This is a genomic window from Bacillus sp. P4_E1 (assembly GCF_056401715.1).
Genome location: NZ_JBFUIV010000023.1, coordinates 71,118 through 88,791, shown reverse-complemented (window position 1 = coordinate 88,791; position 17,674 = coordinate 71,118). Strand labels below are relative to the sequence as shown.

Genomic DNA, 17,674 nt, shown 5'->3' with positions numbered 1-17,674 from the left:
GATCATCGTTTTATAAAGAAGCGAATTCGTTCTATGCTAGGGTTCAAATGTTTTGACACAGCTACATCCATTCTTTCTGGAGTAGAAGTCATGCATATGATTAAAAAAGAACAGGTTGATTTACGGGACCAGTCTGTCCAAAATCAAAAAGAATTCATCCATCAATTGTTTGGGCTTGCGGCATAAGATATGATTTCGTTAGGAATCTATGCGCTTTATTATCTTTTATTCTATTTTTGCACCAGAACCTGCTTTATTCTCTTTTACTTTATTTTTGCACCAGAACCCTCTTTGGTTTAACAGCATAACGTTCAAATCCGCTAGGAATCTTTTACTCTTCTTTCATATCCCACTATTTTTGCACCAGAACCATTTAAATTGGGAAAAGGGAGGAAAGAAATGGTTCAAATCAAAGTGACACCTGAAATGCTAGAAGAAGTTGCTAATCGTGCAAGTAATACCAGAATCGCATTAGAGTCTATACGTAATAATTTATGTAATGAAATTGATCATTTGTGTTTTCAATGGATTGGTGCCTCTAATCAACAGTTCATTCAAATGTTCAATGATGCGAAACCAAAAGCTTTTACATCTATCAATTCACTTGTGCAGGTAGAAGAAGATTTGAAGCGAATCGCTGAAAAGTTTCGCAATGCAGATAATCAAGATGTTACACTAGAAGAAGGTGCAATTTAACAATTATTTTCACATCAATTGTAAATCCTAACCCTACATCTACAGAACCAACGACATCTTTCCCCTGCCAAGAAGGGTATTATTGAAACGAATATTATTAACCTTAGCAACAACACGCTTACCTACACAGGGACTCCACAGTAATTTCTCCTATTATATATATATAAATCATGCTTAGTTAAATTGATTTGATTTTATAAGGAGCCAAAAACCTCTAAATGTTTATTTTATAATTACATAAATAATCCTAACATCTCCAAAATTTGATATAATGATGCAGTTATTAATAGCAATTAGGGAGATATACACATATGCCAAAAGGAATAGGAATGGTTAAGCGGACTCCATTCGCTTCGATACCGAAGAAATTCATCGGTATTGGTAAGATTGTTAAAAAACAAACAAAAGTGGAGCGCCCTACATTAACCCAAGACAAACAAGAAATTATTGAAAACAAGTTATTATGTTCATTTCTTTCTGAAGGGAAGATATTGATTACTTATTATAGAGATGGTCATTTGCTTACTAGATATGTGACTGTAACTGACATAAATCCAATAAAGAATTTAATAACTTGCACTGATGCATCTTATAACAGAATTTTCCTTAAATTTATAGATATAATTGATTTGAGATAAAAAACATACAGTTTTTCAAATATACCCGGGAATAAAAATGAAAGAATCTTGTATTCTCTAGGTTAAATACAGATAAAGCAAAAGTGTAAGTTCTTGTGAGAGTTAGCAAGATAAAGGCTGTTTGTTTATGTTTTGGACTGTCTGTTATGGTTATCGAATTTACAAATACAAAAGAGGAACAGAACTCAATAGAGAAAGCTAAGGAAGCATTTACCACCCGGTCTAGTATCCATCCACCAAGTAATCTTATCTAACTCTGCATTAGGTAGGACATCGGTTTGGATATAACATAGTCCAGAAATTGGATCAACATTAACGCTACCTTTTCTTCCTCGTTCTATCATAGCTTGAATAGCTTCATCTAAGGAGTTAGTACCGAATCCACCTGACTTAACGTATTGATATCCACCATTAGAACCGCCGTTTCCTCCACCATTCCCAACAGTTTGTCCCGTTAGAGCGTATACGTAGGAAGTAACTCGTCATAGCTCCTCCTTATGGTAATTCCTTTTGTAAATCTTTTTTAAATGTATAATTGTGTAAGAATTTCTAAAACTTTGAATCGAGGTGAAAATCATGAGAAGTTTTGGTTCATTAGTGACCTCTACTATCTGCTCAGTAATTCTTATAATTTGGAATTCCTGCCGAAGCTGTTCATATTCCGCCATTATAAATCCCCCTCTTTTAATTCTTTCACTTTCGCATAAATAGTAGAACGCGGAACACCTGTCATTTTGGAAATGTCATTTACACTCAAACTATTTTCTGTTCTATTAAAGAATAAGTTCATGACCTGTTTTTCATCCTGCCCTTTTCTTCCCATGTGTTTGCCCATCGCTTTAGCCCTTTCTCGGCCTTCAGCTGTTCTTTCATTGATTAAATCTCTTTCAAATTCAGCAATAGCCCCTAGCATAGTGAACATCAATTTACCTGCGGGTGTAGAGAAATCAATTTGTTCTTTAAGAAATACCACCGCTATGCCTCGATCAGCTAATGTATTCACAATCTTATATAAATCGAATATTGATCTAGCTAAACGTTCAATTTTACAAATAACAAATTTATCCCCTTCTCTCATATACTCTAATGCTTTTTGCAATTCTCCTCGATTGCTATTAGCTTCACTGTATTTTTCAGAATATATTTTATCACATCCATAATCTGTTAATATCTCAATTTGCACATCTAAATTTTGTTCTTTTGTACTTACCCTTGCATAACCAACAATAGCCATCACAATCACCTCAAAATAGTCTAAAAGTCCTAAGAATTCTATACTTTTATTTCAGACTATCTTTTAGACATTAACAACTATCTGTTTACAAAGTTTTTAACCTATGAAATCAAATTGTACAAAAGGGTCAACTTTTAGACATATAAACAAGACATTTATTTTCGTTAGTTATGTTCGTTTGTTTTGTTGGACCTTAAATCGAATTGCAACTACATTCTTCGTATTTAATAAGTATTAATTTAGAAAACCCATAAACAAAAAAAGAGTGCTGCGAAGAAGCACACTCATTCAAAGGACTTTACTAATCTCGACGATTATCACGCTCACAGTCATGATGATGGTTACGTCTGCGACGGCATTCATCACAATCGCAGTCACGGTCGCGTCTACAACGACGGTCATCACAATCTCTATGTCTGCGTCTGCAGAACATTAAATCATCCCAAAATCTATTACAATCTCTGCAATGTCTGAAATTACAATTACATCCCATAAATATGATTACCTCCTCTTAACAATAGAATTCCTCATATTCTATGATTAAAAGTTAAAAACAGCTTGTTTATTAGTCTACTTTCTGCATTTTAAAGTAATAATATTATTATCTAATCTTCAAATTGCAAGTCTATTTCACCCCTTATCATCCCTTAACAACAAACAAGACGCCACCAGGATAACGGCAGCGCCTACGATAATTGCTATTGGTTTAATCACTACTTCACCAACAATCCTAATTCACGTAGGATTTCTGAGAACGAATAACCATACGCAAAACCTACAATACGAATTCCTGGAGTGCATCTATGTTCTAAATCTTCATTGTATGTTTTCTTATAATACGCTAGTTTAGAATCAATGTTATGTTTGTCGTTAATAATTACTTCATCGCTAGGAAACCCATCCATTTCAATTTGAACAGCTACATACTCTGCTCCTTCATTTACAGCTTCATTAAAACACTTTTCTAATTCCTCTAATGTTACACCCATCATTAACCTCCTATTTAAATGTCCATTTTGCTCAATAAAAAAGAGCATCCACGTCAGTAGATGCTAAAATATGAGAAGGGGATTTCCCCAATGAGCATTGAATAGGATATAAGCGGTTAGCTTGTCCTACACTATACTATATGATTTCTTTATTAAAATGGTTCATCAAAAAGGGCACCTTATTCAGGTGCCCTTTCGTGAACATAGAGGTAACACTAAAACGCATCAATAAACTTGATATCGTGGTGTCAAGTCATATCATTCTATGCTCGATATTCCCTAATATGCTGAATGGTTAATGTGTAATTTCTATATAACAAAGAAAAAAGCACCCGTTTTGGATGCTTTTTTTGTATTTAATCCTTCTTCTCTTTTACCACTAAAGAGAATACATTGTCCAAATTAATCATACGATCTCCAAATCTGAAGAATCTAGCTTCTCTTGCTTGTATAGAATTTTCTATAGCAGCAACTGTTACTGTCTTTTTATGCTCAATTTCAAATTCGTGTTGTTTACCATCGACTGCTTCTATGCTTATTATAAATTTTTTCATTTACTTATTCCCCACCTCTCCCAATCTATCTATTCGACAGAAAAGAAGAATATCCTACAAAACAAAAAGCCATCACCGAAGTGACAGCTCCTGAAGGGGAAGAGAGAGAACAAATGGCAATAAGTATCTCTTCAAGCCTCTGGTATTCTAGATACTCTCAGTCTTCTCGTTTATACTCCGTAGAATCGGCTACTTAATGTCATTTTCGCCAATGTCGAATTATAAAAGATTTATATCCAGACGCATATGTTTCTTCCTACGCCTTGCTTGAACCAACACATAAAACTGAGGAGAATGTTCAGCTGTATTGGCTCAAACAAAGAGCGGAAGCTCTCTGCTCGTTTAATCGTTTAAGAAGAACAGCCTGACTTATATCGGTGATTGTCGGTAGCAATTACTAATATAATTTAGACTTTCCTTCTTTTATGACATGCAGTTCATTCAATCAAACCATCATATCCAATTGGTGCCGATCTAGTTTTAACATAGAAATCAAGAAATCCACATGACAGGCGTGATTTTACTACCTATGAGTCCACAAATGAAAGGCGGTACGCTTATACACTCAATGAGAAGTAAAATATAAATAATTTCGGGAAGCTCTTATTCCCTCTAGCCTCCGCGTCACCGAGTAACGTTATTATAATGGGAACGCTATCCCCAAAACGTATTCTCTTTTCAAAGAACTGTTTATAGGAATAGCTTATAATTTTCACGTTTTTATTTAGTCCCCCAAAAAGCTCGCATTTTGTTGGCGGTTTTCAGATGATTCCTAGCGCTGTAGCAATCAAATTAACTGCACTCTGCTTCTTCTCATAGAAGTATGTCTTCTTGAGTAATAGATCGTGATAAACATCTGAATCCTTCACTCTCTCGTTTGTCAGGAACTTCCGCTCTACAATATTACGCTCATCTTCATCTAATAAATTGTTAAATGCCTTTTCAACCTGCTGCACCTTCCATTTACTCGTGTTCCTTGAATCACGTAGTTCCGGAAACAAGCTGATTCCTTCTTGCTCCACTTCATTACTAAATCGCATCTTGAGTGCCCTGTATTCCTTTAAAATGCTCACTACTTCCTTCTGTACTTTCTTATCATCGATATCCGGTAACAAAGATAATTGTCTCTCCAAGTTGGAATCCCTCCTATTTCAAATTTTGGTTTTTATATTAACATCAGGTACGCGAAATTTTAATATCTCATTGTTGAATAAGGGAAACATGCATAGCGAGTAGCCCCCACCATCCACTCTGCATGGTTCCGTTATCCATTAAGCCTTTAATAATTTTCGTTTCTTGTTGACCATCTTCTCTTTTGTTGCTTCAATGTTATTCGTTACCTTTTTATGGTCCTGATCAAATTGAATCATGCCATCTATTACCGGTGTAAATCCTTGCTCATCGACGTATTGCAAGTAATCAACTGGTGCTCGTTCCGTCTGATCTACTAAGTACCCATAAATATCAAAGTCTGCTCTTGGTATCGACTTCTTACCTTTTGGCTGATGAGACATCCTTACATAAGATTGAATGACTGATAATGGTACCACGAATACTGACTTGTCTTTGCTAAACTCAATAAGGAAGAAACAAATCGCTCCCATCTTCTCTGCCTTCTCTAGATAATCCAATTGGTGCTGCGCAATGTTCTTTAAATCAAATCGTGTAGCATTCTCTGTAGACTTCGCTTCAAACGCAATAGCTCGTCCCTTATAAACGCCATCATAGTCCACTGTACTTTTAGCTTCATAGAATCCATTTAATACACGGCCGCCTTTACTTTTTAACACCTTCATAGGAGTTGGACACTTGTTTATAAGCGCCACTCCCCCTCTTTGATACATTTCGTTCGATAGATTAATAACCTTATCAAATGCCATTCCTCTGTTTCCTAGTCCCATAGTTATTCCTCGCTTTCTACTTGTAAATTTCTATTTCAATTGAATATTTCATATTTTATTATTTTAATATCCTTTTATTAACTATTATTTTCTAGTTAATCATTAATATACATTGATAAATCAAAGTTTGTAATTTAATTCCTTATATTAAACCCGGAAAAAATACTTTTTAACACTATATTCAAATAACTACATTGGAATTTCTTAGTCTACACATCTATACGTGTTTTGTGTATTATATAGCAAGAGTAAGGTAAGAGTTACTCTTTGCCATTTTAGGAAAGGTTCTGTTGGAGACAACAGGGCCTTTTTTGTTCGAATTTCAATAAAACAATTCTTAAATTCCGTCTTATTTGAAATAACTATATAATGAAACTGATTAAATATTAGGAGTGTTATTAATGTCTGATATAATCCGTCTCTTAATTATCATGCTGCTTGCAATCTTTTTATTTTCTTCCATAATAATGGAGTTTAAAAAACCTCAAAAAAGTATGTTTTGGTTCTCAATTGAAGTCCTGTCTCTCCTCGGTGTTTTACTGCTAATAAAGGAATTTTTCATCAATCATATAACATAACCTCCCGAATAAAAACTTAATATTCCGTCAATACTATAGATGACATTAGATTTTTCTCCTTGTTCCCCCTTGGAGATGAGCAGTTAGTTTTTGCTAACTGCTCTTTTATTTATGACAAAGATAAGATTCTTTAGAATGATTCTTCTTTATTTCTCAATATAAGGAGCCTTGGATTTTCATTAAAACTCCTGTAGTATATGAACAAAGAGTAAGGTAAGAGTTACTCTTTGCCATTTTAGGAAAGGTTCTGTTGGAGACAACAGGACCTTTTTTCGTAAAAGGATTATTTTGTTATGTTTTCTAACAAACTTCATTTCAAAATTTTCAGATCCAGATGAACCTCTAGACGCATACACCATATAATAATTTAAATACTTCTTAATAAAGCAGGTGAAAACTATACCATCTGTTGTTGGAAATCTGGTTGTACAAAATAGTAACGGTTCTTTCAACTTAGGCGATTTTTACAACGTTTCTCCAAAGGAAAATACGAAGGCTTATAATGGTTCAGGATCATCCAATGTTGCTTTTGTTGCCAATACCTTTAGCGGTGTTAGTGCAACAAACACATACGATTCTGATGTTGCAGACCAAAACCAAGTTGGGACAGTCTAGAATTGTTCATTTTTCTCTTCCTCCCCTGAATAAAACTCAATATTCCGTCAATAATATAGATAGGCGATAGCCAGAACTCATTTAATGAAGTCCCTAACCTTTCTCCTTTCCCCCTTGGAGAACCAGCCGAGCAGTTAGCTTTTGCTAGCTGCTTTTTTACAAATACTAATTAATTTATCCAAGCACATTTTGAAAAATCCCGTATGATTTGGTGTATCCTTTCTTTTAAGTGAATGAACTCGTAACGAGAGCACTTTATTAAGTGCTCTTTTCGTGTTTCAAATACATACAAAATGAATTTTTTGTTTAAAACCATCCTTATTTTTAGCTATAGTCTTACTAACACTTTTGTGTTAAAATCCTCTAGAATATTGATCTTTATATTATTTTTTGGAGGATTTATGAATAATCAAAACAACAATGGAACAAACAACATCAGTAGACTATTGGCAATTTTTCTAATAGTATCACCACTATTAATACCTATTGTGCTCCCTACAGCTATAATTGTAGGAATAAAACAATGGATGCCTGATGACGTTGAATATCCAAGTATAATATCACTATTGACATTATGTACTGGATTTTTCATAGTAGGAATCATCTTCTCTTTAGTATTACGAGTATTCAAATTATCTGAGGAAAAGCTAAAAGAATTAGGTTTCTTAGGGTTTACAATTTCAATTGTTAGTACCTTCCTGACGATGTATGTCGGATATTTTTGGCTAGCTAATCTTAATTTTACAACTGTGAAATTAACACCTCATGCTGTATTGATTTTTGCTATTTTATCTACGGTTCTTCTAGAGGCTATCTTTAAATTAATCGATAAATTTGATACCTCCGATGAAAGAGAATCAATAAATTAAAATTCAGCACCCCTTATCCAAGAGCACATACTCAAATGTGCTCTCTTTTATTTTACTTATTAAACTAGCGTTTTTGTTCTAAATGATACCCTCATTCATTAGGACACATTTACCAGTATTTTTACCAAAAAATTCATGATATCGTTAATTAGTCGAGTACGTCATTACTTGACGATTACCCTTAGGAGCCCCGCAGACAATCGGGGTTTCTTTTATTTAAATAAGGATTTTGTTAAAATCTTACATACATTTAGCTTTTGATATATAATGGAAATATCTATATATTAGGAGTGTTAAAAATGTCAGAAACCATAATAATCTGCCTATATATTGTTTTCGGTATAAGTGCAGTATTGGGCTTAATTAAAGAATTAAAAAAGCCAAAGAAAAACCAATTTTTGATTTTATTTGAATCTCTAATTTTGATAGGAGCTATATTTCTAGTAGCTAGTATCTTCATCTAAATTACATAACGAGAACAGCGGAGCAGCTAGCGAAGGCTAACTGCTTTTTTATTAAATAACGCTTTTATTCAGTTTTGTTACCGCATGTCATCACGTTGTTCTATATAGTTCAGTAATTCTTTTGAGCTTCGTTCGATTTCTTTCGTCAAATTCGAAATGCCATTCTCTGCTTTTTCTTCTTCAATATGTCCTTCCTGTGACAAGTGAAACAGCATTTCTATCTTAGCGACCATTTCTGCCGTATACCTTGCGTAGTCTCTTACATGATTAATTCGATATTGGTTTAATCCATGTTTGTATTTCATCTCTCATTCCTCTTTTCTTAACAAAATTTAAATTCGGTCTTACTTCACTCCTATAGATCCGAATCCGTTTTCTCCTCTTTGGCCGTCCACTTCAACAAAACTCGCTGTTTTCACTGGCGCTATGACACCTTGGGCGATACGTGTACCTCTTTCGGTTTGTCCTTTAATAGTCACGCTCACTTTAACAAAATAACCAGTTGGTGTTTGTAAATATGGAACCTTTATCCCTTCCACATTTGGTAATGGAAATTCATGAATTTCGGCAGAGACATTGGGATCTATCTTCTTAACTTCAGCCCACGCACATGCCTAAGTGAGATATGATAAGTTAGCCTTTTTCTCTAATTTGTCATTCACATTTATGTCGTATAATTGTTGGAAAAGTGTTTTATCACTCATCCTATTCTCACGCCTTCACTCTGACGTAATGTAATTCCATCCCACTGCATTTCCTCTTTAACAGCTGCAAGTAATGATTTCTTATCAACCTTTGCTGGTTGTGGAACCATGTATTCCGGTGGAACTACAGCATCTAGTGCGATATCTAAGCTTGCTGGGTTCTTCTGAATACCAACTGTTACGATTGTTCCTTTGATACGCTTTACTTCTAATAAAGTCATTTTCTGATAGAGGTAATCTTTTAAGCTCTTACAATTGTTTTCTACCGCTCTCCTACGTTCTGCTAATCGCTTTTCTTCTCACTTGATAGCTTCTGTATCTGCTTCAAGGTTCCGAATCAGTAGAGCAAGGTTTTGCGCTTTATCTTGAATGCTTTCTTCAATAGCTTGTAATCTACCTTCTAATGCTGATGGACCTACACCATCCTCAATCATCATTTGTAATTCGTTATAGTTATTTGTTAAGTCGTAAAGTCTCATAGTTTATTTCCCACCTAGAATGGCATTCTTCCATACGCTTGACCTGTTAAAACTGTAATTACATAATCAATATCTAACTTTTTAAGCTTGTCCTGTTCTCAGACATCTTTTTTAATTCTTCAACCGCATGAGCCACTTGTTTAGGTAAAAAGTCTGTCATATTCTAACTCCTCCTTGTTCTTAGGAGAAAATACATGTAATTAGCGTAATTACATGTATTTTCTCCAAACCGTCCTAGGGGTAGGGCGGTTTTTTATTTTGTTTTGATATTTCGCACATCGGAATATCCAGGAACCCATTTGCTAGGTGGGGGGTACCATTAGATTCCTGAATATATCAACAAGCGAAGACTTGTCCTATTTTTCATAATTCCGTAACACATATACATGAGTTCCTGTGTTACACTAAGCTCATTCGAAGAAGTAATTCGTTATTTATTGAATCAACAATTCTTAATATCCCTTCCCCTGCCCTAGCTCCCCTGCTAGGGTTTTGTGTTTTCTCTCGACTCTTTTGGGATTTCTAAAAGAGCATGGAACGTATTTCTTTTAATCGTTTCCAACAATCGAAAGCTTCATGAGGCGTATAGCCTTTTTCTTCAACTAATCTCGCTAGCCCAGTGATTATTAACTTTTGACCGAAACTACCCAAATTCAATTCATCTTTATTCATTTTCCATTCCCCTTTGTTCATAATTCCGTAACATCTATATATAAAGTTTGTATGAATTACGTGTTACACTTTGTACATTCCAAGAAGTTCTTATAGAATCGACAACTCGATGATCTTAGTACTGCCCTGCATCCTCTGCAGGGCTTCCCTCATTTATCTAGAGTTATATAATGGTACTTCACGATGACTTTCACGCTTTTATGTAACCCAGAAGATGAGAGAAAGAAAGCTTGGGAACAGTTAGAGATGTATGTTACTTATATGCAAAATAAAAAGAATGGCTAATCAAAGAAGACTACTTAACGTGACAGTCTTCTTTTTTATGTATTTGATTTTCCTTATAAGATTCATCTAGATATATTTTAAAAATATCTTCTGCTTTAATCGGAACCCCATGTTTCAAACCCCATTTCACCGCTTCCCTAACTCATTGCTCTTTCGTCATCATAAATTCCCCCTGCATCCTCTTTGTAGTTTGTGATTTTTTCCGAATATATCAATTTTTACTTAAATTAAGAAAAAAAATTTCCCCAGAAAGCACGAAACGAACGTACATTCTTGTCATCCATGCTGTATTATTTAAATATTTTCTTATTCCTACACTATTATTCAGTAGTTTACATTCAAATCCTCATAAATATTGACTTCAACCAAATTACCCTGATATCCTCAAAATTTTAAACAAAAGTATACATTCAAAACAATATAAATAAAGAAATCGAAAGACTCAAAAATACAAAACTCATATTATATTTTTATAATCTTATTATAAGACGAATATACCTCATAAAAGCATCTACTATTAATAAGGTACTGATACTCATAGATTATTGTCTGTAGTTTATTAATAAACTTCAATAAATAAAATTTAAAAACTAGTATACAAGCACATACATAAATAAAAGAAATGAATATATTGACATTGAACATTTTTAAAAATCTAAAGTAATTTCAAAAAGGAGATTAGATAATATGAGCGAACAATGTCCAATTAATGTACCTTGTCAGGTAGACGGACAAACTCAAACACCATTAAGTGATGCAGCTGCAACACCAATTCTTACTCCAGGAGCACCGATTGTAAAAATACCAGTTGTATTAGCAGAAAGAACAATTCAAATTGTTGTAGAATCCGATATTTCATTAGATCCTCCAGCAGTTGAAATTAAACGTATCTTAAAAAACGTATTTTTAACACAATGTAAGTTAGTTCCTGTAGCATTTACTCCAATACCAGGTACAAATTACCGCCAAGTTACAAGAGCTAAATTATTTGTACAAGGATATATTCGTAAAAATATTGAATATGCAAGTGATGATTGTAATGGAGTTCTATATGACCGCATTGCAAATGTTCCATTTTCTGGTTTTGCAGATTTAACAGCAGCTAATTTTCTATCTCTTGCTATAGTAGCTTCTTCCTCAGACACTACATCTCATTTTATTAATCCGAAAAACGGTGATTTACCACGTTTAGACAAATATTTCTTCGAAAATACAGTTTTTTATAACGAACAACCATATTGCGAATTAGTCAGCGCTCAATTTTTCGAATTAGACTTTTCCCCTTGTCCAACAGATTTAAACGAGCCATTTGATACTCTTCGCGAAAAAATTGTACTAGATCTTACTTTAAAAGTTTTACAAGTACAACAAGTACAAGTTTAAAATAAAGAAGCACTCAAAATGAGTGCTTCTTTATTTTAAACTTGTACATAAGAGGACTTCTTTTTATTCAAAACCAACCTACGTGAACTACTCGCCACTTAGCAAAGCTTGAAGTGGGAGCTTCTCAGTTCCACGATGAAAGCAACCTTTCGTCTCCCTGAGCGTTACTTCGGGGTGTTCCATCCCTAGATGTCCAACGGTTGGACGCTCTTTTGGTACGGTTGATATTTTACGCAGGAACCGAATGGCTTGGTTTTCGCACTTTATTTTCTTCCTGCAACCTCATATATCAAGTTATCAAAGAACTTCATATAGCTAGTTTATCAAAAGTTTTTGGCTATGCCAAACCGAAATTCATCTCCCACCTACAGTTGGGCTACACCCTTCACACGCTTGAGGAAGGAGAATTCTTTCGGGGAATTCATTAAAAAATGAACTGAAGCATGATAAATGAGATATTTTAAAGGAAAACAATTCAAAAAAGATATTTCTACTTTAGGTATGATTACTTTATTTCCAAAAACTAAGGGTTTTGAAATCTTTTTATAAAAAATAAAAAAGGTAAAGGGACCAATATGTCCCTTCACCTTTTCCTATACATGCATTGCTAATTTAAATTCAAGCCATATGCCTTGAGTCAAGTTTATGTTTGTAAATCTTTGCACCAGAGTCGTTTCCGTACCCCCTATTGATTCACTTCTTTTGCTACAAGAGCAGCATAAGCTTCTGCACCTATTTTCGTTAAATGTACGCCATCTGGTTCAAAGTACGCCTTATTTCCAGCACTTGCTGAATACCAATCAACTAACACCACATTTTTGTAAGATGATGCTGCTTCTTTTAGCTTCTCATTCACCAACGATTCCCACGGACGTGGTACCCTCGTATTGATTAATATAATTTTACGTTCATTCCCGATTACTTCTATTAATGATGCTAATTGCTCCTTGGTAAAGGCTCCATTTGTACCTAATCCAATAATGACATTACTTCCTAAATTCCCCTCATTCTTTAGCTGTTCCACAGCAGGGATTGCCTTAGACATTTGCCGTCCTATTTTCGCATCAATCCTAATATTAGGAAAATCATTTTTTAAATACGGAGTAATATCAATCATGATTGAGTCCCCTACAGCTGTAACTGTTAGAGGATCTTTAGGCTGTGCGGGATTCTCTTCTTTTTGTTCTTCTTTATTCTGAGGTGGTTCATCGGCTGGTTTTTCCCAAACTGCAACTGGATGTTTAGCCTGTTCTTCTTGCACTGCTTCCACCTTATCTTTTTGAGTATTCTCCTTTTCTTTACTAGCTGTTGTTAATCCAAAAGTAGCTATCGAAGAAATGAATACTGCACATATTAAAACTAACTTATAACTTAAAGTTAAGTTTCTTATTTTCAAGTTCTTAATCCGAATATTCTTCAATGCGCCTTTTCGGATTGGATTTTCAATAAACTTCCACGAAATTTGTGCAACAATTATAATAAGAAGAAATTGAAGAATGGCTCTTGTAAACGAAAACTCCCCAGTATTTACCTTCGGAGTCGTCAATGTAATAATCGGATAATGCCAAAGATATGTCCCATATGATCGTACCCCCATCCAACGCAGTGGTCTAAATCTCAAAAATTGTGCGATTCTGCTAGCCGGATGAGCGAGGTTAGCGACTAACAAGGCAGTAGCAATTGATAAAAGAACCATTCCCCCACGGTATAGAAACGGCTCATATTGATTCGTCTTCCAAAACATAGTGAGAATGATGATAAGAGCAACTCCCCCAATGATATCAAGAATAAGACGTGCTTGCGGAATAATTTTACTCGCAAGCCTACTGCTTGGCCAAATTAAGGCAAGTGCCGCTCCAATTAGTAAAGAAAAAGCCCGTGTATCAGTACCGTAATAAATTCTACTCGGGTCAGTGCCTGGCTCATATAGGATTGCCATTGCTAAAGCGGAAGCAATCGCTCCTAGACAAATAAATAAGATCATGCGTGATTGTTTTTTTATGTAATAAAACCCCAAACTAATGACAAATGGCCAGACCACATAAAATTGTTCCTCAACAGCTAACGACCAAAAGTGATTTAGCGGGGAAAGCTGACTAAAGCTATCAAAATAAGATAATTTATGATAAATATACCACCAATTACTAAAATATAATAAAGCAGCTAGTGAGTCTCCTCGCATTTTTACAAGTAAAGAACTATGAAAAATTGTAATCCATGCTAAGGTGACGATGAGCATGATAAGCATTCCAGGAAGTAATCTCCTTGCCCTACTGAGCCAGAATTTCTTCAAATCAATTCTCTTATTATTCTTCCATTCTATAGCCAGAATATCTGTAATTAAATAACCGGAAAGTACAAAAAATACAGTGACACCTAAAAATCCACCGGGCATCCAATTAAAATTGATATGATACAAAATAACACCTAGTATGGCTAGGCCCCTTAGACTGTCCAATCCAACCATATAGCGACTATTTTTCTTTAATGGTTCGGGCATTCGCAGTCACCCCCTATATTCATCTAAAAATTCTGCAAATACTTTTACTATAAAAACCTATTAATTTCATTCCCTCTAAAAAGTATGAACTATTTCCAAAATATAAAGATTACAAAAAGATTACAAAACTCATTAACAAATAAACTTACTTTTTATGATTAGATACACAGCAACTAGAATTTTATCACGTTATCTAGTTTCATAAAATAATTTTATACATAAACCTTTAGGTTCTGGTGCAAATATAATCAAATTTGAAAAAAGGGCAATAGATTTTGTTAGGAATCCACTTCCCCTGTCTAGAACCACCCTGGTAAGGTATCACCTTATCTATCATGGGAGAATCTTGATACACATCTTTGTTTATATCTGAAGTAATGTGTTTTCTATCAATTGGTATGTTGGTGCCTGGTTCCCTTTCCGGAAACAAAGATATATTACTAATCTCTAATTCTTTTGAACCGCTTGGCATATCTTTTAAAACAGTAGCGTTATAATAATCAAATTCTCTTCCTGTTTCCCAGCTTCCATCACCATAGAAACTAATTCTCCCCAATCCTTGTGACTTCGCTTTAAAGGTTGCGGAAATATAATCATTATTTGGAACGTTTAATCACTTAAAAACAGCAATAGAACTTTCTCTTACCGTATAGGGATATAAGACTCGATTCCCTCCTAATCTTGTATCAAATACTTTGTATCCACTAGTACCTGTACCATTTGGATAAAAGGCTTCTTCTACATAGGCTTTAGCTGTATTTAAGGATTCTGAAGTACTGTTTACCATCTTATAAGTTAAAGCTTTCACTTCTTCTTCCGTTTCAAATCGGTAAGGGAAAGCACATTCTCCCTCTCCTATTTTTTCGTAAATAATCTCTTTTGTGCCATTTATATAAATATCGGTTACGTCCTTATCCTCTTGCAAAGGCTCTATAATCCCAGATCCCAAAATATCGTCACATACCATGTTTAATAACTGATCCGAAGGTACATCTGTGATAACAACTTGATAACTTAACAAGAAGTTTTTAATGATGGTTTCTACAGGGGCTCTCTTCTCTTTATTCATAAAGGATTCACTTAAAATATCACGATGATTTTTCACTAAAAATACATCTGTTTTTTTCTATTTCAAAGTACATTTTCCACAAAATAAAAACCCTTAAAAACGTTGTCATATCAAGGTTTCCAAGCTGTCACCCACCCCTAAAACATGAAATAAAATTCCCTTCAGAAGATTTGAAGGAAATTTTGTTTAAATAAATATAGCTATGATTATCAATAGTTATGCCGCTGTAATAGAATTTACTAACCGAATAACGAAAAAATGATTAATCCAGCAGGACTACTTAAATTTCCTGCATTAAACTCTCCAACACGTACTGGAGCTATCGGATTCAAAATATCATAAATTTCTACCGTATTATCATTAAAATTTGCTACATAAAGAGTGGTTCCTGTAATAGCTAACCCACCAGGTTCACTTAAATTTCCACCATTAAACTCCCCAACATGTACTGGAGCTATCGGATTCAAAATATCATAAATTTCTACCGTATCATCATTAAAATTTGTTACATAAAGAGTGGTTCCTGTAATTTCCAATCCAGTAGGACCACTTAAATTTCCACCATTAAACTCTCCGACACGTACTGGAATTATCGGATTAGAAATATTATAAATTTCTACCGTGTTATCTCCACTATTTGCTACATAAAGAGTGGTTCCCGTAATAGCTAATTCAACAGGTGCATTTAAATTACCACCATTAAACTCCCCTACACGCACTGGAACTGTCGGATTCAATATATTATAAATTTCTACCGTGTTATCTCCATTATTTGCTACATAAAGAGTGGTTCCTGTGATAACCACTCCTATAGGTTCACTTAAATCGCCACCATTAAACTCTCCAATACGTATTGGAGCTGTCGGATTGGAAAGATTATAAATTTCTACCGTGTCATCTCCATTATTTGTTACATAAAGAGTGGTTCCTGTAATAGCTAATCCAGCAGGATTAGCTAAATTCCCACCATTAAACTCTCCAATACGTACTGGAAATATTGGATTGAAAATATCATAAATTTCTACCGTATTTTCATTGAAATTTGCTACATAAAGAAATTTAAGACTCACAGTTGGACCTGGTCCAGTTGGGCCTGTTATACCTGTTGCTCCCGTTGGACCGGTTGGGCCTGTTATACCCGTTTCTCCCGTTGGACCGGTTGGGCCTGTTATACCTGTTGCTCCCGTTGGACCGGTTGGGCCTGTTATACCTGTTGCTCCCGTTGGACCGGTTGGGCCTGTTATACCTGTTGCTCCCGTTGGACCGGTTGGTACAGAAATTGGTGAAATCGGTGGCAATGTAGGCCCTACCAAGTTAGGATCAAATGACTTGCAGATAGATTTACATTAGAGTTTAATCCGTACCATTTATTTTTCCTCTCCATATATCCCCCCCCTAAAAACACACATTCCCCACGTAATGCCAGTATTAGACAAAGTATTATTTTCTCTACAAAGATATGATATATAGAAGATGTACTATTCCCTTCATAGATTTTTCACTCTAATGAATGTATATCTAATAATTAACCTGCCAAGTTAATTATTAGGAAGACTCACTACATATTGAGTTATGAGATGACCTTCAATTAATTCCATGTAAATTTCAGCTAGTCGAGATCCATCAATTAGCTCTACAATTAATTCTTTCGCATACCGTTTGGCGTTTTTCGAAAAACCACCGGTTGAAACGGCATATCCACGTTTTGCAATATTACTGTGTACAAGTGCGATGGCTTTGTAAGACATATCACTTCACTTAGCCAAGGTATAAATCACCATTTAAACGATTTTCAAAATCTACACCATAATCTCCCAATGCTATTGTTACAACAGTTGTACCGCCGTGATATCGTTCAATCACATCTGCAACTAATGCTTCGAATTCTAATAGTGTTTGGCGAATAAAAACAGACGGAAATTTTTCATTTTCTTATGGATTCTGGTGCAAAAACGTACAATGAATTACAACAATTACTAACGATTGCATAAAATCCATCTGCAATCATACCAACTTTTTATCTGTCAAGAAACTTTGCAAAAGA

Annotated in this window: 16 protein-coding genes and 9 pseudogenes; 7 read left to right on the top strand and 18 right to left on the bottom strand. The window is 34.7% G+C overall.

All coding sequences use genetic code 11. The features are described 5' to 3' along the window. Together AC1DS7_RS24715 and AC1DS7_RS24710 are read left to right on the top strand one after the other, a co-directional pair. A pseudogene (locus AC1DS7_RS24715) lies at positions 1-186 on the top strand (IS6 family transposase); the annotation flags it as partial. 213 nt (positions 187-399) lie between these two features. Then, positions 400-693 (top strand): annotated as a pseudogene (locus AC1DS7_RS24710) (WXG100 family type VII secretion target); the annotation flags it as partial. Position 694: 1 nt separating this feature from the next. Here AC1DS7_RS24710 and AC1DS7_RS24705 read toward each other — a convergent pair. Further along, positions 695-831, bottom strand: a pseudogene (locus AC1DS7_RS24705) (N-acetylmuramoyl-L-alanine amidase); the annotation flags it as partial. 176 nt (positions 832-1,007) lie between these two features. On the opposite strand from AC1DS7_RS24705, the gene AC1DS7_RS24700 reads away from it, so the two are divergent. Then, positions 1,008-1,334 carry a YolD-like family protein gene (locus AC1DS7_RS24700; protein ID WP_476999272.1) on the top strand — a complete coding sequence of 109 codons (327 nt, stop codon included), beginning with the start codon at positions 1,008-1,010 and terminating at the stop codon, positions 1,332-1,334. A 185-nt stretch (positions 1,335-1,519) separates the two neighbouring features. Here the strand turns inward: AC1DS7_RS24700 and AC1DS7_RS24695 are convergent. The 7 genes and pseudogenes from AC1DS7_RS24695 to AC1DS7_RS24665 form a co-directional block, all read right to left on the bottom strand. Next, a pseudogene (locus AC1DS7_RS24695) lies at positions 1,520-1,807 on the bottom strand (N-acetylmuramoyl-L-alanine amidase C-terminal domain-containing protein); the annotation flags it as partial. Positions 1,808-2,001: 194 nt separating this feature from the next. Then, positions 2,002-2,568, bottom strand: a complete 567-nt coding sequence (locus AC1DS7_RS24690) for a recombinase family protein (protein WP_476999271.1) — start codon at positions 2,566-2,568, stop codon at positions 2,002-2,004. Positions 2,569-2,869: 301 nt separating this feature from the next. After that, positions 2,870-3,061: a hypothetical protein gene (locus AC1DS7_RS24685; RefSeq protein WP_078177533.1), complete on the bottom strand. Its 192-nt coding sequence runs from the start codon at positions 3,059-3,061 to the stop codon at positions 2,870-2,872. A 220-nt stretch (positions 3,062-3,281) separates the two neighbouring features. Continuing rightward, the gene (locus AC1DS7_RS24680; protein ID WP_016119217.1) at positions 3,282-3,557 is read right to left on the bottom strand and encodes a hypothetical protein; all 276 of its coding nucleotides are present in this window, start codon (positions 3,555-3,557) and stop codon (positions 3,282-3,284) included. A gap of 356 nt (positions 3,558-3,913) precedes the next feature. Continuing rightward, positions 3,914-4,111, bottom strand: a complete 198-nt coding sequence (locus AC1DS7_RS24675; RefSeq protein WP_002017201.1) for a hypothetical protein — start codon at positions 4,109-4,111, stop codon at positions 3,914-3,916. A 761-nt stretch (positions 4,112-4,872) separates the two neighbouring features. Then, positions 4,873-5,244, bottom strand: coding sequence for an ArpU family phage packaging/lysis transcriptional regulator (locus AC1DS7_RS24670; protein ID WP_088265902.1), 372 nt, complete (start codon positions 5,242-5,244; stop codon positions 4,873-4,875). 138 nt (positions 5,245-5,382) lie between these two features. Beyond that, positions 5,383-6,012: a Holliday junction resolvase RecU gene (locus AC1DS7_RS24665; RefSeq protein WP_113709797.1), complete on the bottom strand. Its 630-nt coding sequence runs from the start codon at positions 6,010-6,012 to the stop codon at positions 5,383-5,385. A 977-nt stretch (positions 6,013-6,989) separates the two neighbouring features. Here AC1DS7_RS24665 and AC1DS7_RS24660 point away from each other — a divergent pair. Next, complete coding sequence (locus AC1DS7_RS24660; RefSeq protein WP_002161752.1) at positions 6,990-7,205, top strand: spore germination protein; 216 nt, start codon at positions 6,990-6,992, stop codon at positions 7,203-7,205. Positions 7,206-7,606: 401 nt separating this feature from the next. Continuing rightward, on the top strand, positions 7,607-8,074 hold the full coding sequence (locus tag AC1DS7_RS24655) for a hypothetical protein (RefSeq protein WP_063225944.1): 468 nt from the start codon (positions 7,607-7,609) through the stop codon (positions 8,072-8,074). 541 nt (positions 8,075-8,615) lie between these two features. Here AC1DS7_RS24655 and AC1DS7_RS24650 read toward each other — a convergent pair. The 5 genes and pseudogenes from AC1DS7_RS24650 to AC1DS7_RS24630 all read right to left on the bottom strand — a co-directional run bounded on the left by AC1DS7_RS24650 (position 8,616) and on the right by AC1DS7_RS24630 (position 10,393). Beyond that, positions 8,616-8,843, bottom strand: coding sequence for a hypothetical protein (locus tag AC1DS7_RS24650; RefSeq protein WP_002187359.1), 228 nt, complete (start codon positions 8,841-8,843; stop codon positions 8,616-8,618). 39 nt (positions 8,844-8,882) lie between these two features. Next, a complete protein-coding gene (locus AC1DS7_RS24645) occupies positions 8,883-9,077 on the bottom strand; it encodes a dCTP deaminase/dUTPase family protein (RefSeq protein ID WP_286125855.1) in 195 nt (64 codons plus the stop codon). Between the two features lie 161 nt (positions 9,078-9,238). Further along, positions 9,239-9,721 (bottom strand): annotated as a pseudogene (locus AC1DS7_RS24640) (siphovirus Gp157 family protein). A gap of 73 nt (positions 9,722-9,794) precedes the next feature. Then, complete coding sequence (locus AC1DS7_RS24635) at positions 9,795-9,881, bottom strand: hypothetical protein (protein ID WP_372421388.1); 87 nt, start codon at positions 9,879-9,881, stop codon at positions 9,795-9,797. A 324-nt stretch (positions 9,882-10,205) separates the two neighbouring features. Next, a pseudogene (locus AC1DS7_RS24630) lies at positions 10,206-10,393 on the bottom strand (hypothetical protein). A 207-nt stretch (positions 10,394-10,600) separates the two neighbouring features. On the opposite strand from AC1DS7_RS24630, the pseudogene AC1DS7_RS24625 reads away from it, so the two are divergent. Then, positions 10,601-10,678: pseudogene (locus AC1DS7_RS24625) on the top strand (helix-turn-helix domain-containing protein); the annotation flags it as partial. A 687-nt stretch (positions 10,679-11,365) separates the two neighbouring features. Then, positions 11,366-12,061, top strand: a complete 696-nt coding sequence (locus AC1DS7_RS24620; RefSeq protein WP_215589311.1) for a CsxC family protein — start codon at positions 11,366-11,368, stop codon at positions 12,059-12,061. Between the two features lie 685 nt (positions 12,062-12,746). Here the strand turns inward: AC1DS7_RS24620 and AC1DS7_RS24615 are convergent. From AC1DS7_RS24615 to AC1DS7_RS24595, 5 genes and pseudogenes are all read right to left on the bottom strand, one after another. Then, positions 12,747-14,561 (bottom strand): acyltransferase family protein, encoded by a 1,815-nt coding sequence (locus AC1DS7_RS24615; protein ID WP_476999270.1) that lies wholly within the window; start codon positions 14,559-14,561, stop codon positions 12,747-12,749. Between the two features lie 226 nt (positions 14,562-14,787). After that, positions 14,788-15,117, bottom strand: coding sequence for a hypothetical protein (locus AC1DS7_RS24610; RefSeq protein WP_476999269.1), 330 nt, complete (start codon positions 15,115-15,117; stop codon positions 14,788-14,790). 171 nt (positions 15,118-15,288) lie between these two features. Further along, a pseudogene (locus AC1DS7_RS24605) lies at positions 15,289-15,630 on the bottom strand (hypothetical protein); the annotation flags it as partial. A gap of 239 nt (positions 15,631-15,869) precedes the next feature. Beyond that, positions 15,870-16,943 carry an LVIVD repeat-containing protein gene (locus tag AC1DS7_RS24600; RefSeq protein ID WP_476999268.1) on the bottom strand — a complete coding sequence of 358 codons (1,074 nt, stop codon included), beginning with the start codon at positions 16,941-16,943 and terminating at the stop codon, positions 15,870-15,872. Between the two features lie 225 nt (positions 16,944-17,168). Next, a pseudogene (locus AC1DS7_RS24595) lies at positions 17,169-17,562 on the bottom strand (restriction endonuclease); the annotation flags it as partial. Positions 17,563-17,674: the final 112 nt, after the last annotated feature.

What these genes read in the sequence shown, in the direction of transcription:
- AC1DS7_RS24700 (WP_476999272.1), top strand. Translation starts at nt 1,008, where the DNA reads ATGCCAAAAGGAATAGGAATGGTTAAGCGGACTCCATTCGCTTCGATA.
- AC1DS7_RS24690 (WP_476999271.1), bottom strand. Translation starts at nt 2,568, where the DNA reads ATGGCTATTGTTGGTTATGCAAGGGTAAGTACAAAAGAACAAAATTTA.
- AC1DS7_RS24685 (WP_078177533.1), bottom strand. Translation starts at nt 3,061, where the DNA reads ATGGGATGTAATTGTAATTTCAGACATTGCAGAGATTGTAATAGATTT.
- AC1DS7_RS24680 (WP_016119217.1), bottom strand. Translation starts at nt 3,557, where the DNA reads ATGGGTGTAACATTAGAGGAATTAGAAAAGTGTTTTAATGAAGCTGTA.
- AC1DS7_RS24675 (WP_002017201.1), bottom strand. Translation starts at nt 4,111, where the DNA reads ATGAAAAAATTTATAATAAGCATAGAAGCAGTCGATGGTAAACAACAC.
- AC1DS7_RS24665 (WP_113709797.1), bottom strand. Translation starts at nt 6,012, where the DNA reads ATGGGACTAGGAAACAGAGGAATGGCATTTGATAAGGTTATTAATCTA.
- AC1DS7_RS24655 (WP_063225944.1), top strand. Translation starts at nt 7,607, where the DNA reads ATGAATAATCAAAACAACAATGGAACAAACAACATCAGTAGACTATTG.
- AC1DS7_RS24650 (WP_002187359.1), bottom strand. Translation starts at nt 8,843, where the DNA reads ATGAAATACAAACATGGATTAAACCAATATCGAATTAATCATGTAAGA.
- AC1DS7_RS24635 (WP_372421388.1), bottom strand. Translation starts at nt 9,881, where the DNA reads ATGACAGACTTTTTACCTAAACAAGTGGCTCATGCGGTTGAAGAATTA.
- AC1DS7_RS24620 (WP_215589311.1), top strand. Translation starts at nt 11,366, where the DNA reads ATGAGCGAACAATGTCCAATTAATGTACCTTGTCAGGTAGACGGACAA.
- AC1DS7_RS24615 (WP_476999270.1), bottom strand. Translation starts at nt 14,561, where the DNA reads ATGCCCGAACCATTAAAGAAAAATAGTCGCTATATGGTTGGATTGGAC.